Consider the following 13608-nt stretch of genomic DNA (forward strand, 5'->3'; position numbering starts at 1 on the left):
GGCCCGCCGCCCGCACCCGCGGTGCAGCGCATCCGACTGCGCTACACCAAGCGCGGCCGCCTCCGGTTCACCAGCCACCGTGACTTCCAGCGCGCCTTCGAGCGTGCGCTGCGCCGTGCCGAGGTGCCGATGGCGTACTCGGCGGGGTTCACACCGCACCCGAAGGTGTCGTACGCCAATGCCGCACCCACCGGCACGGGCAGTGAGGCGGAGTACCTGGAGATCGCGCTCACCGAGCCGCGTGACCCGGAGCGGCTCCGGGGCCTGCTCGACGAGTCGATGCCCGCCGGGCTCGACATCATCGAGGCGGTCGAGGCCCGCACCCCGGGTCTCGCGGACCGGCTGACGGCCTCCGTGTGGGAGCTGCGGCTGGACGGAGTCGGCCCCGAGGACGCCCACCGTGCGGTGGACGCCTTCAACGCGGCCGGGACCGTCGAGGTCCAGCGCCGGACCAAGAACGGCGTCCGCACCTTCGACGCCCGCTCGGCGGTCGTGGGGCTGGAGAGCGTGGAAACGCGCCCGCCGCATCCCGACGGGGGCGTCGACGCCACCGGAACGGCTGCCGCCGCGCTCCTTACTGGGCCGACCGGCCAGCCCTGTGCGATACTGCGGCTGGTTGTTCGGCACGTGACGCCTGCCGTACGACCCGACGACGTCCTGTCCGGTCTCCGCGCCGTGGCCGACCTGGCGCCGCCGGTCCCCGCAGCGGTGACCAGGCTGGCGCAGGGGCTGCTCGATGAAGAGACCGGCACGGTGACCGACCCGCTCGCGCCCGACCGCGAGGCAGCAGCGTCCGAGCCGCAACCGGCCGGCGCCACTGCCACCGCGACGGCGCCGGCGTAAGGAAGGTCCCGCGAAGGGACGGACGTCGTAAGCGCCGCCCTCGAACTCGGGAGCCACCTGGGTCGGGCAGCGCACCGACCAGAAGACTTTCGCCAGGCCGTACGCATTCAGCGTACGGAACCGGCGAGACAGGACACAGAGTGCTCCCGTGCGGCGCCCGCGCCCCGGACGGCGGCGATCGCGCACCGCGCGAGCCGCGGACGTCACCGGCATCGCCGGGCCAGGCGCGGCGCCCGGGAGCCTGACGGGAGAAACGCCCGCATGCTCGAACCGATCGAGCCCGTGGAGGGCTCCGAACTGAACACTCCCAGCGACACCCTGCCGCCGAGGCGGCGGCGCCGTGCCGCGTCCCGCCCGGCGGGTCCGCCCGCCGGGGCGGCCGACACGACGGCCGAGACCGTCGCGCCGGCCATACCGGCCGCGGAGGCCCCCGAGCCCGATGAGCTCGTGGAGCAGGAAGGCGTCGAGGCGGAGAAGGAGGCCGAGCCCGTCGAGGCTCCGGTCGCCGCGCCCCGGCGTCGGCGTGTCGTCCGCCGGGCGGTCGCGTCGGCCGGGGCACCGGAGTCGGCGGAGGCCGCCGAGACCGTCGTACCGGCGGCGCCCGCCGCGGCCGGGACGGCTCCCGAGCAGCCCGCTGTCGCCGCGAACCCGACCGAGGAGGCGGCCCCGCGCCGTACCCGGCGTCGCGCGACCCGGAGCGTGACCTCGCCGACGGTGACCGCCGAAACCCCGGTGACCACCTCCGAAACCCCGGTGACCACCTCCGGAACCCCGGAGGCCGCCCCCGAGGTCGCGGAGACCACCACCGAGGAGGCGGCCCCGCGCCGCACCCGGCGTCGGGCCACGCGCAGTGCGGCCTCCCCGGAGGCGCCCACCGGGACTGCCGAGACCGCCGAGGCACCCGAGACCGCCGGGACGGCGGAGTCCGGCGCCGGCACGTCCGAGGACGCCGCTCCGCGCCGTACCCGGCGCCGCGCCACGCGGCGTGCCGAGGCGCCCGCCGCCGAGGCGGCCCCGGTGACCGAGACCCCCGAGGCCGTGCAGGCCCCCGAGGCCGTGCGGGCTTCTGAGCCCGTGCAGGCCCCCGAGCAGCCCGCGCAGGCCCCCGAGCCCGTAGCCGACGAGGCCGCTCCGCGGCGCCGGCGCCGGGTGGTCCGCAAGGCCGCCGCCGGCTTCGCCGAGCCCGCCGAGTCCGGTGAGGCGGAGACGTCGACGCGGCGCCCCGCGCGTCCGGCCGTCGCCGTGTTCCAGCCGCCGGTGTTCACCGAGCCCCGCTTCCAGACCCCGGAGCGGGCCGCCGCCGAAGCGGCCGCCGAGACCGTCGAACCGGCGGCGGAGCCGGAGCGGACCGAGGAGTTCCCGGAGGAGCAGCCCGCCGCCTCCCGCCGCCGTCGCCGGCGCCGGGGCGCGGACGAGGAGCCCGAGGCCGCTCCCGTGACCCGCGCCGAGGACGAGGCGGAGGAGGCCGAGGAGCAGCCCGAGGACCACGCCGAGGCCGACGACCAGGACGACAGCGAGGCCGCCGGTTCGCGCCGTCGCCGTCGCCGCGGCGGCCGTCGCCGCCGGCGCGGCGACCTGGCCGAGACCGACGTCGAGGGCGGCGAGCCCGCGGACGCGGACGCCGACGCCGAGCGGGTCTCCGCCGAGCAGGCCGTCCAGGACGCCGAGGACACCGCCGAGCAGATCGAGGAGGACGCCGAGGACGACGCCGAGTCGGCCGAGGGCCGGGAGGACTCCGGGTCCACCAGCAGCCGGCGCCGCCGTCGCCGTCGTCGTCGCGCCGGTGACGGCGGAGGTGAGCCCGAGGCGGCCACCGACGACCCCGAGCGCACCGTCGTCAAGGTCCGCGAGCCCCGTCCGAAGGCCGAGCCGTCGGACGAGGTGCAGTCCATCAAGGGCTCCACGCGTCTGGAGGCGAAGAAGCAGCGCCGCCGCGAGGGCCGTGAGCAGGGCCGCCGCCGGGTGCCGATCATCACCGAGGCCGAGTTCCTGGCCCGCCGCGAGGCCGTCGAGCGCGTCATGGTGGTCCGCCAGCACGGCGACCGTACGCAGATCGGCGTCCTGGAGGACGGCGTGCTCGTCGAGCACTACGTCAACAAGGAGCAGGCGACCTCGTACGTCGGCAACGTCTACCTCGGCAAGGTGCAGAACGTGCTGCCGTCGATGGAGGCCGCCTTCATCGACATCGGCAAGGGCCGCAACGCCGTGCTGTACGCCGGTGAGGTCAACTTCGAGGCGCTCGGCATGTCGGGCGGTCCGCGCCGCATCGAGTCCGCGCTGAAGTCCGGCCAGTCGGTCCTGGTGCAGGTCACCAAGGACCCGATCGGGCACAAGGGCGCCCGGCTCACCAGCCAGGTCTCCCTCCCGGGCCGCTACCTCGTGTACGTGCCCGAGGGCTCGATGACCGGCATCAGCCGCAAGCTGCCCGACACCGAGCGGGCGCGGCTGAAGACCATCCTCAAGAAGATCGTCCCCGAGGACGCGGGCGTCATCGTGCGCACCGCCGCCGAGGGTGCGAGCGAGGACGAGCTGCGCCGGGACGTCGAGCGGCTGCAGGCGCAGTGGGAGGAGATCAAGAAGAAGTCCAAGAACGGCGGCAGCGCGCCGACGCTGCTGTACGGCGAGCCGGACATGACCGTCCGGGTCGTGCGGGACATCTTCAACGAGGACTTCACCAAGGTCGTCGTCAGCGGTGACGACGCCTGGGAGACCATCCACGGGTACGTGTCGCACGTGGCGCCGGACCTGGCCGAGCGGCTGTCCAGGTGGACCAGCGAGGTCGACGTCTTCGCCACGTACCGGATCGACGAGCAGCTCGCCAAGGCGCTGGACCGCAAGGTCTGGCTGCCCAGCGGCGGTTCGCTGGTGATCGACCGGACCGAGGCGATGGTCGTCGTCGACGTCAACACCGGCAAGTTCACCGGCCAGGGCGGCAACCTGGAGGAGACGGTCACCAGGAACAACCTGGAGGCGGCCGAGGAGATCGTGCGCCAGCTGCGGCTGCGCGACCTCGGCGGCATCATCGTCATCGACTTCATCGACATGGTGCTGGAGTCCAACCGGGACCTGGTGCTGCGCCGCCTCCTCGAGTGCCTGGGCCGCGACCGTACGAAGCACCAGGTCGCCGAGGTGACCTCGCTGGGTCTGGTCCAGATGACCCGCAAGCGGGTCGGCCAGGGCCTGTTGGAGTCGTTCTCGGAGACCTGCGTCCACTGCAACGGGCGCGGTGTCATCGTGCACCTGGACCAGCCGGCCGCCGTCGGCGGTGGCGGCAAGCGCCGGAAGCGGGCGCGGGCCGGTGCGGCGGAGCAGCCGCACGAGCACGAGGTCGCCGTGGGCGTCGGGACGGCCGAGCAGGAGGCGGAGACGGAGACGGCGGCCGAGGTCGCCGCCGAGGCCGCCGAGCCGGTCGCGCTGCCGGCCCCGGAGTTCGTGCCGGACGAGGAGCTGTACAGCAGCGCCGCCGAGGCGGAGGCCGCGGCCACCCGTGGGCGCACGCGCCGCCGGGCGAGCCGGCGGGTGTCGGCCCCGGCGGGCGCGCCGAGGCGGGAGACCGCCAAGGACAGGGCCGACCGGTACAGGGCCGAGGAGAGCGAGAAGGCCGGGGCCGGGGCCCCGACGGCGCAGGACGTGACGGTCGCCGAGGAGGTCGCGCGCCCGGTGCAGCCGGAGCCGGCCGCCGAGGCGCTGGCCGAGCCCGCGGCCGTCGAGGACGCGGTGGTCCCCGAGCCGGAGACCGGGACCCGGGAGACCGGGGTCCCGGCCGCCGAGGAGGCCGCGCCCAAGGGGCGTACGCGTCGCCGGGCCACCCGCAAGGTGTCCGCGCCGGCCGGTTCCCCGGCGGGAGCGGAGGCCGCGGTGGTGACGGTCGCGGAGCCCGCGGCCCCGGTGGCCGAGGCACCCGAGTCGAAGCCCGCGGAGGTTCCGTCCGAGGCACCTGCCGGCGCGTCCGCCGAGGCGGAGGCCCCGGCCCGTCCGCGCCGCCGCGCGGTGCGCAAGCCGAGCACGTCGACCGCGTCCGAGGAGACGGCCGTCGTGGTCGTCCCGTCGGCGGCGACGGAGGCGGCGCCCGCCGAGGAGCCTGCCGAGGCGCCCGTCGAGGAGCCCGCCGAGGTGCCCGTCGGGGAAGCCGAGGCCGAGGCCGCCCCGGCCAAGAAGACCGCCCGCAAGGCGGCCAAGAAGGCCACGGCGAAGAAGGCCGCCACGAAGAAGACGGCGGCCAAGAAGGCGACCGCGGCCAAGAAGACCGTGGCCAAGAAGACGACGGCCAAGAAGGCGGCGGCGAAGACCACCAAGTCGGCCGCCACCAAGACGACCGCGAAGAAGACGGCGTCGAAGAAGACCGCGGCGGCGGCCCAGCAGCCGCCGTCGTCAGTGACCGCCTCGACGGAGGACTGACCTCCGGATCGTTCGGTGAACGTGATCCGCCCCCGGTTCCGGCCGGGGGCGGATCATTTTTTTCTGCCGTGAGGCGATCACCGGGGAGCGAACACGTGAATGGCAGGCGAATCGTTGTTACTGTCACGCGATGACGATGTGCCCAGAGGTCTACTGCTAAATCAGGCGAACAGGGACTTTCCGTCCCTGTCGAGGTACATAGTATTGGGGCGCCACACGTGAAGGCTCTCGTGCTTTCCGGAGGAGCGGGGACCCGCCTCCGTCCGATCACCCACACCTCCGCCAAACAGCTCGTGCCGGTCGCCAACAAACCCGTGCTCTTCTACGGCCTGGAAGCGATCGCCGACGCCGGGATCACCGAGGTCGGGATCATCGTCGGCGACACCGCGGACGAGATCCGGGAAGCGGTGGGGGACGGCTCCCGGTTCGGCATCGAAGTCACCTACCTCCCGCAGGAAGCGCCCCTGGGACTCGCGCACGCCGTGCTCGTCGCCCGGGACTTCCTCGGCGACGACGACTTCGTCATGTACCTCGGCGACAACTTCATCGTCGGCGGCATCACCGGCCTGGTGGAGGAGTTCCGCACCGAGCGGCCCGACGCGCAGATCCTGCTGACCGAGGTCCCCGACCCCACCTCCTTCGGTGTCGCCGAACTCGACGAGGACGGCCGCGTGGTGGGCCTGGAGGAGAAGCCGAAGCAGCCGAAGAGCGATCTGGCCCTCGTCGGCGTCTACCTGTTCACCCCGGCCGTGCACGAGGCCGTCCGCTCCATCGAGCCGTCCTGGCGCGGCGAGTTGGAGATCACGCACGCCATCCAGTGGCTGATCGACGAGAAGCGGGACGTCCGCTCCACCACGATCTCCGGCTACTGGAAGGACACCGGCAACGTCACCGACATGCTGGAGGTCAACCGGTCCGTCCTGGAGACCCTGGAGCCCGGGCAGGCGGGCACGGTGGACGAGGCCAGCGAGATCATCGGCCGGGTGCGCATAGAGGAGGGCGCCCGGGTCCGCGGCAGCCGGATCGTCGGGCCCGCGGTCATCGGCGCCGGTACGGTGGTGGACAACGCGTACATCGGCCCCTTCACCTCGGTGTCCGAGGACTGCCGGATCGAGGACAGCGAAATCGAGTACTCCATCGTCCTGCGGGGCGCGTCCGTGACCGGCGTGCGCCGGGTGGAGGCCTCGCTCATCGGGCGCGACGTCGAGGTCACGCCCGCTCCCCGTAACCCCAAGGCCCACCGGCTCGTGCTCGGTGATCACAGCAAGGTGCAGATCTCCTCATGACGACCAGGATCCTGGTGACCGGCGGTGCCGGCTTCATCGGCTCGCACTACGTCCGTACGGTGCTCGGCCCCCAGGGCCCCGGTGACGTCGCGGTCACCGTCCTGGACAAGCTGACGTACGCGGGCAACCCGGCCAACCTCGACGAGGTGCGCGGGCACCCCGGGTTCGCCTTCGTGCGGGGCGACATCTGCGACCCCGAGCTGGTCGGCAAGCTGATGGCGGAGCACGACCAGGTGGTGCACTTCGCCGCCGAGTCGCACGTCGACCGGTCCATCGACGGCGGCGCGGAGTTCGTCCGCACGAACGTGGTCGGCACCCACACGCTCGTCGACGCCGCGCACCGGGCCGGCGTCGAGACCTTCGTGCACATCTCCACCGACGAGGTCTACGGCTCGATCGACGAGGGCTCCTGGCCCGAGACCCACCCGCTGGAGCCCAACTCGCCCTACTCCTCGGCGAAGGCGTCCAGCGACCTGATCGCGCTGTCCTACCACCGCACCCACGGCCTGGACGTCCGCGTCACCCGCTGCTCCAACAACTACGGGCACCACCACTTCCCCGAGAAGGTCATCCCCCTCTTCGTCACCAACCTCCTCGACGGCAAGAAGGTCCCGCTGTACGGCGACGGCGGCAACGTCCGCGACTGGCTGCACATCGACGACCACGTCCAGGGCGTCGAACTGGTCCGCACCAAGGGCCGCGCGGGCGAGATCTACAACATCGGCGGCGGCACCGAGCTCTCCAACAAGGAGCTCACCGGGCTGCTGCTCGAGGCGTGCGGCGCCGACTGGGAGACCAGTGTCGAGTACGTCGAGGACCGCAAGGGCCACGACCGCCGCTACTCCGTCGACTGCACGAAGATCCGCGAGGAACTGGGCTACGAGCCCCGCAAGGACTTCCGCGAGGGCCTCGCCGAGACCGTGCAGTGGTACCGCGACAACCGTGCCTGGTGGGAGCCGCTGAAGGAGCGTGCGGCGCTGTGAGCGGTGGACGCGGCTGGCTGGTGACCGGCGCAGGGGGGATGCTCGCGCGGGACGTCCTGGCCCGGCTCGCGGCCGCGGGTGTCCCGGCGGTCGCCGTCACCCGTGCCGAGCTGGACATCACCGACCCGGCGGCGGTGCGCGAGGTCCTCGCCGGGCACCGGCCCGTGGCCGTGGTCAACTGCGCCGCCTGGACCGCCGTCGACGACGCCGAGACCCGCGAGGACGACGCCCTGCGCGTCAACGGCGACGGCCCTCGCCACCTCGCCGAGGCCTGCCGCGAACTCGGCGCCGTGCTCCTGCACGTCTCCACGGACTACGTCTTCCCCGGCGACGCGGACGAGCCGTACGCGGAGGACGCCCCGACGGGCCCGCGCAGCGCGTACGGCCGCACCAAGCTGGCCGGGGAACAGGCCGTCCTGGCCACGCTTCCCGACCGCGGGTTCGTGGTCCGCACGGCATGGCTGTACGGGGCGGGCGGCGGCAACTTCGTCCGTACGATGATCAAGCTGGAGTCCGTCAAGGACACCCTCGACGTCGTCGACGACCAGCGCGGCCAGCCCACCTGGACCGTCGACCTGGCCGACCGCCTGGTGCGCCTCGGCCAGGCGGCCCTCGCGGGGACCGCTCCCGCGGGCGTGTACCACGGCACCAGCGCCGGCGAGACGACGTGGTTCGGGTTCACCCGGGAGATCTTCCGGCTGCTGGGCGCCGATCCGGAGCGGGTCCGGCCGACCACCAGCGCGGCGTTCGCCCGCCCCGCGCCCCGGCCCGCGTACAGCGTGCTGGGACACAGCCGTTGGCAGCGGGCCGGGATCGAACCCATACGCGACTGGTCCGAAGGGCTCGGCTCCGCGATGCCCGTGTTGCTCGCGGAGCTCCGGGAAGGGGACCCACGACCGTGAAGGCCGGCATCGTCGTCCCGGCCCGCACCGCGGGGGTCCGCACGGAGGGCCCGGTCGACCCGGCCCGGGAGCCGGCGGAAACACGCACCGGGTCCCGAACGACCCCGGCGCCCCGGGCCGCTCGGTGAAAAGTCGCCGAGAAGATCAAACGAGTTCTCGCATCCTGAACCGGAGGTCCCGCTCCATCATGAAGTCCCTGTCGATCGAGGGCGCCTGGCTCCACGAGCCCGACGTCTTCCCGGACGAGCGCGGCAGCTTCCACGAGTGGTTCCGCGGAGCGGATTTCCGTGCGAACACCGGGCACGACCTGTCCCTGGCACAGGCGAACTGCTCGGTCTCCCGCCGCGGCACCCTCCGCGGCGTCCACTTCGCCGACGTGCCGCCGAGCCAGGCCAAGTACGTGAAGTGCGTGCGCGGCGCCGTGCTCGACGCCGTCGTCGACATCCGGGTCGGCTCCCCCACCTACGGGCAGTGGGAACTGGTCCGGCTCGACGACGAGACACACGCCTCGGTCTACCTGTCCGAGGGCCTCGGGCACGCCTTCCTGGCGCTGACCGACGACGCGACGGTCGTCTACCTCTGTTCCGAGGGCTACGCGCCGGAGCGGGAGCACGGCATCCACCCCCTCGATCCCGGGCTGGGCATCGCATGGCCGACGGATGTGGAGCCGTTGCTGTCGGACAAGGACGCCGCCGCCCCGACGCTGGCGGACGCGGCGGCCCAGGGGCTGCTTCCCCGCTACGAGGACTGCACCGCCTATCGCGCCGGACTCTGAGAGCGGCGAACGCGCCGAACGGCAGCGGCATGCGCCTCTTCGAGTTCGCACGGCGGGACTTCAGGCTCAGCTGAGCATGGGCATGCAAGGGCGAGCCGGCCTCCCGCTGGCCGAGCGGGCCGATATCACCGAGGAACCGCTGATACCGGAGGATGCCCACGAGGCGGCCTGGCGGGCAGTAGCGGCAGCACCCGGCATCGACCGGCGTGGGCCCGAGCTGCGAAGGCTGACGACCGCGCTGGAGGATGCCGTCGCAGGCATCACGGCCGTGGCTCATCGCCATGGCATTCGGTCGGCACCCCGCCGACCGGACGGCGGCCGCCAGCGAATCCGGCTCGCAGCACGGGCCCGGTTTGACCCCTCAAGCCGGGCCCCGTAACCTTGACCGTCGGCGTGTCCATCGGGGCCGCCACATCCCCGTAAACCTCTTCCTTCCGGGTGCCGCGGTGCCTGGGAGAGGTCGTTCGTGATCATCGCCGGGCGGCTGGCCTGCGGGGATGCCGTTCTTCGAGTGAGAGTGAGATCCGCGTGTACGCCATCGTGCGCAGCGGTGGTCGCCAGCACAAGGTTGCTGTCGGCGACATCGTTGAGGTTGACAAGATTTCCACCGCCAAGGTGGGCGACACGGTCGAGCTCTCGACCCTGCTCGTCGTCGACGGCGACGCTGTGACCAGCGACCCGTGGGTGCTGGCCGGCATCAAGGTCCAGGCCGAGGTCGTGGACCACCACAAGGGCCAGAAGATCGACATTCTGCGCTACAAGAACAAGACCGGCTACCGCCGTCGTCAGGGCCACCGCCAGCAGTACACGGCGATCAAGGTCACTGAGATCCCCGCGGCTGCGAAGTAAGGGACTGAGGAGACATGGCACACAAGAAGGGCGCATCGTCCACCCGGAACGGTCGCGACTCGAACGCCCAGCGGCTCGGTGTGAAGCGCTTCGGCGGTCAGGCCGTCAACGCGGGTGAGATCCTGGTCCGCCAGCGCGGCACCCACTTCCACCCGGGCGCCGGCGTCGGCCGTGGCGGCGACGACACGCTGTTCGCCCTGCAGGCCGGTGCGGTGCAGTTCGGCACCCACCGTGGCCGCAAGGTCGTGAACATCGTTCCGGTCGCCTGATCGGACACTTTCGCGAGGCGGACCTCACTTCCCCCACGGGAAGCGGGTCCGCCTTTCGCGTGTTAGCCAAAAGACATCCCCGCAGTAAGTAGTAACTGGAGGCACATCCCATGACCACCTTCGTGGACCGCGTCGAGCTGCACGTCGCCGCGGGTAACGGAGGCCACGGCTGTGCCTCCGTCCACCGTGAGAAGTTCAAGCCGCTCGGCGGGCCCGACGGCGGCAACGGCGGGCGCGGCGGCGACGTGATCCTCACCGTCGACCAGTCCGTGACGACCCTCCTCGACTACCACCACTCCCCGCACCGCAAGGCCACCAACGGCAAGCCCGGCGAGGGCGGCAACCGGTCCGGGAAGGACGGGCAGGACCTGGTCCTCCCCGTGCCGGACGGGACCGTCGTCCTGGACAAGGCCGGCAACGTGCTCGCGGACCTGGTCGGGCACGGGACGTCGTACGTCGCCGCCCAGGGCGGACGCGGCGGGCTCGGCAACGCCGCGCTCGCCTCCGCGCGCCGCAAGGCGCCCGGGTTCGCGCTGCTCGGCGAGCCGGGGGACCTGCGGGACATCGTCCTGGAGCTGAAGACCGTCGCCGACGTGGCGCTGGTCGGCTACCCGAGCGCCGGCAAGTCGTCGCTGATCTCGGTGCTCAGCGCCGCCAAGCCGAAGATCGCCGACTACCCCTTCACCACCCTCGTCCCGAACCTCGGTGTCGTCACCGCCGGGTCGACCGTCTACACCATCGCCGACGTGCCCGGCCTCATCCCCGGGGCCAGCCAGGGCAAGGGGCTCGGCCTGGAGTTCCTGCGGCACGTCGAGCGGTGCAGCGTGCTCGTGCACGTGCTGGACACCGCCACGCTGGAGTCCGACCGCGACCCCGTCTCCGACCTCGACATCATCGAGGAGGAGCTGCGGCAGTACGGCGGTCTCGGCGACCGTCCCCGCGTCGTCGTCCTCAACAAGATCGACGTCCCCGACGGCAAGGACCTCGCCGAGATGGTGCGTCCCGACCTGGAGGCGCGCGGCTACCGCGTCTTCGAGGTGTCGGCCGTCGCGCACAGGGGACTGAAGGAGCTGTCGTACGCGCTCGCCGAGCTGGTGGCCGGGGCGCGGGCCGCCAAGCCCAAGGAGGAGGCGACCCGCATCGTCATCCGGCCCAAGGCCGTGGACGACGCCGGCTTCACCGTCACCCGCGAGGACGTCGAAGGGGAGCTGCTGTTCCGCGTGCGCGGCGAGAAGCCCGAACGCTGGGTGCGCCAGACCGACTTCAACAACGACGAGGCCGTCGGCTACCTCGCCGACCGGCTCAACCGCCTCGGTGTCGAGGCGGAGCTGATGAAGGCCGGCGCCCGCTCCGGTGACGGCGTCGCGATCGGCCCCGAGGAGAACGCGGTCGTCTTCGACTGGGAGCCGACCGTCACGGCCGGCGCGGAGATGCTCGGCCGACGCGGCGAGGACCACCGCTTCGAGGCGCCCCGCCCGGCGGCCCAGCGGCGCCGCGACAAGCAGGCCGAACGGGACGAGGTCGAGCAGGAGTACGACGACTTCGAGCCGTTCTAGCCGGTGCGGTGACGGCGGGTGAGGTCGTGGTGAACACCCGGGCAACCAACGGGTGTTCCGACCGGTCGTACTGAGCGGCAACCCGACCGGTTCTACGACAGGACGCCCGCCATGGCCGCGCCTTCCCCACGCCACAGGAACCTCACCCGCCCCGCACGGGTCGCGCTCGCGACCGGTGCGGCACTCGTCGTCGCCGGGACCCTCGCGGTGCCCGGCGCGTACGCGGCGCCCGCCGGGGCACCGGCGGCCGGCGCCGCCCAGCCGCGTGACGACTTCAACGGCGACGGTTACGCCGACCTCGCCGTCGCCGCGCCCACCGCGACCGTCGCCGGCAAGAAGGGCGCCGGCTACGTCGCCGTGGTGTACGGGTCGGCGACCGGACTGCGCACGGCGACCAAGCAGGTGTTCCACCAGAACACCGCCGGTGTCCCCGGCAGCGCGGAGACGGACGACGAGTTCGGCAGCGCGCTCACCACCGCCGACGTCGACCAGGACGGCTACGCCGATCTCGTCGTCGGCGTCGGCCGCGAGGACACCGCCGACGGCGGCGAGGACTCCGGGCTGGTGGAGGTGGTGTGGGGCGGCCCCCGGGGGCTGTCCGGCGGTGCCGCGCTCGCCTCGGGGGGAAACGCGTACGAGGGCCTCGGAGCAGCCGGCCACCTGACCGCCGGGGACGTCGACGGCGACGGCGACCCGGACGTCGTGACGGTCGAGAACCTGCACGACCTGCGGATCCTCAAGGGCCCCTTCGGCCGGGACGGTGCCGGTAGGGGCGGCGAACAGACGGTCAGGGACGTGTACGACAGCAGGATCCTCGACCTCGCCGCCGGAGACGTCAACGGCGACGGCCTCACCGACGTCGTCGCCACCGAGAACGACGGTGACGAGTACGACGCCCGCCGGGTCGTGTACTGGCTGGGCGACCGGACCGCGCTCAACCCCTTCACCCTCGTCTACGACATCGACGGCGCGGGGCTCCAGGGCGGCGAGAACCTCGACGTCGGGGACGTGAACGCCGACGGGTACGACGACATCGTGGTCGGCCGGGCCGTGGACGGTTACGACAGCGACCTCGACAACCCGTACGTCAAGGGCGGCCGGGTCGCCTGGATCCCCGGCACCCCCGAGGGCCCCGACGGGGTCAGGGCCGTCTTCCTCAACCAGGACCGCCCCGGAGTGCCCGGCACCGCCGAGGACGACGACGCCTTCGGCACCGACGTACACATCGGCGACGTCGACGGCGACGGCTACCAGGACGTCGTCACCGGAGTGCCCGGCGAGGACCTCGGCAGCCTGTCCGCGGCCGGCGCCGTCGTCGTGCTGCGCGGCACCGCGAACGGGCTCACCGGCTCCGGAGCCCTGACGGTCACCCAGAACACCGCGGACGTGCCGGGCACCGCCGAGAAGAACGACAGGTTCGGCGGGGCCACCCACCTCGGTGACACCGACGGCGACGGGCGCGCCGACCTCGTCGTCGGCGCGCCGGGGGAGAACTCCGGCGCCGGGTCGGTGTGGTACTTCCGCTCCTCCCCGACGGCCGTCGCGGGCGGCGCCGGCACCTTCGGCGCGGGCACCCTCGGCACGGTGGCGACCGGAGCGGGGCTGGGCACCGCCTTCACCGACTGACGGAACGGGCGACGACCGCCTTCGCCCGCCGCTCACCTGACGGACCCGTCGCGGCCACGGGATGTTCCCGTGCCGCGACGGGTTTTCCGTTGTCCCCCTGCTTGTCATGCACGCGAACCGC

At 72.9% G+C, this 13608-nt stretch carries 10 protein-coding genes; all 10 read left to right on the forward strand.

What is annotated here, in order from left to right:
- The first annotated feature begins 21 nt into the window (after positions 1-21).
- The 10 genes from AB0A94_RS24190 to AB0A94_RS24235 all read left to right on the forward strand — a co-directional run bounded on the left by AB0A94_RS24190 (position 22) and on the right by AB0A94_RS24235 (position 13487).
- Positions 22-843, forward strand: a complete 822-nt coding sequence (locus tag AB0A94_RS24190; RefSeq protein ID WP_361747465.1) for a TIGR03936 family radical SAM-associated protein — start codon at positions 22-24, stop codon at positions 841-843.
- 261 nt (positions 844-1104) lie between these two features.
- Entirely contained in the window at positions 1105-5241 is a 4137-nt protein-coding gene (locus AB0A94_RS24195; RefSeq protein ID WP_361747466.1) for an Rne/Rng family ribonuclease, read from the forward strand.
- A 218-nt stretch (positions 5242-5459) separates the two neighbouring features.
- Positions 5460-6527, forward strand: a complete 1068-nt coding sequence (locus tag AB0A94_RS24200) for a glucose-1-phosphate thymidylyltransferase (RefSeq protein WP_361747468.1) — start codon at positions 5460-5462, stop codon at positions 6525-6527.
- Entirely contained in the window at positions 6524-7510 is a 987-nt protein-coding gene (gene rfbB, locus AB0A94_RS24205) for a dTDP-glucose 4,6-dehydratase (RefSeq protein WP_361747470.1), read from the forward strand. The genes AB0A94_RS24200 and rfbB overlap by 4 nt, the downstream gene beginning before the upstream one ends.
- The gene (gene rfbD, locus AB0A94_RS24210; RefSeq protein WP_361747472.1) at positions 7507-8412 is read left to right on the forward strand and encodes a dTDP-4-dehydrorhamnose reductase; all 906 of its coding nucleotides are present in this window, start codon (positions 7507-7509) and stop codon (positions 8410-8412) included. The genes rfbB and rfbD overlap by 4 nt, the downstream gene beginning before the upstream one ends.
- A 187-nt stretch (positions 8413-8599) precedes the next feature.
- The gene (rfbC, locus tag AB0A94_RS24215; protein WP_361747474.1) at positions 8600-9187 is read left to right on the forward strand and encodes a dTDP-4-dehydrorhamnose 3,5-epimerase; all 588 of its coding nucleotides are present in this window, start codon (positions 8600-8602) and stop codon (positions 9185-9187) included.
- 528 nt (positions 9188-9715) lie between these two features.
- A complete protein-coding gene (rplU, locus tag AB0A94_RS24220) occupies positions 9716-10036 on the forward strand; it encodes a 50S ribosomal protein L21 (protein WP_004931419.1) in 321 nt (106 codons plus the stop codon).
- Between the two features lie 14 nt (positions 10037-10050).
- Positions 10051-10305 (forward strand): 50S ribosomal protein L27, encoded by a 255-nt coding sequence (gene rpmA, locus AB0A94_RS24225; RefSeq protein WP_003976205.1) that lies wholly within the window; start codon positions 10051-10053, stop codon positions 10303-10305.
- A gap of 110 nt (positions 10306-10415) precedes the next feature.
- A complete protein-coding gene (obgE, locus tag AB0A94_RS24230) occupies positions 10416-11861 on the forward strand; it encodes a GTPase ObgE (protein WP_361747476.1) in 1446 nt (481 codons plus the stop codon).
- Positions 11862-11972: 111 nt separating this feature from the next.
- The gene (locus AB0A94_RS24235; protein WP_361747478.1) at positions 11973-13487 is read left to right on the forward strand and encodes a VCBS repeat-containing protein; all 1515 of its coding nucleotides are present in this window, start codon (positions 11973-11975) and stop codon (positions 13485-13487) included.
- The last annotated feature ends 121 nt before the right edge of the window (positions 13488-13608 follow it).

The organism is Streptomyces sp. NPDC044984 (assembly GCF_040646935.1).
Lineage (GTDB): Bacteria > Actinomycetota > Actinomycetes > Streptomycetales > Streptomycetaceae > Streptomyces.

Bases quoted from the DNA above. Each gene is read 5' to 3' on its own strand.
- AB0A94_RS24195 (WP_361747466.1), top strand. From the start codon at position 1,105: ATGCTCGAACCGATCGAGCCCGTGGAGGGCTCCGAACTGAACACTCCC.
- rfbB (WP_361747470.1), top strand. From the start codon at position 6,524: ATGACGACCAGGATCCTGGTGACCGGCGGTGCCGGCTTCATCGGCTCG.
- rfbC (WP_361747474.1), top strand. From the start codon at position 8,600: ATGAAGTCCCTGTCGATCGAGGGCGCCTGGCTCCACGAGCCCGACGTC.
- rpmA (WP_003976205.1), top strand. From the start codon at position 10,051: ATGGCACACAAGAAGGGCGCATCGTCCACCCGGAACGGTCGCGACTCG.
- obgE (WP_361747476.1), top strand. From the start codon at position 10,416: ATGACCACCTTCGTGGACCGCGTCGAGCTGCACGTCGCCGCGGGTAAC.
- AB0A94_RS24235 (WP_361747478.1), top strand. From the start codon at position 11,973: ATGGCCGCGCCTTCCCCACGCCACAGGAACCTCACCCGCCCCGCACGG.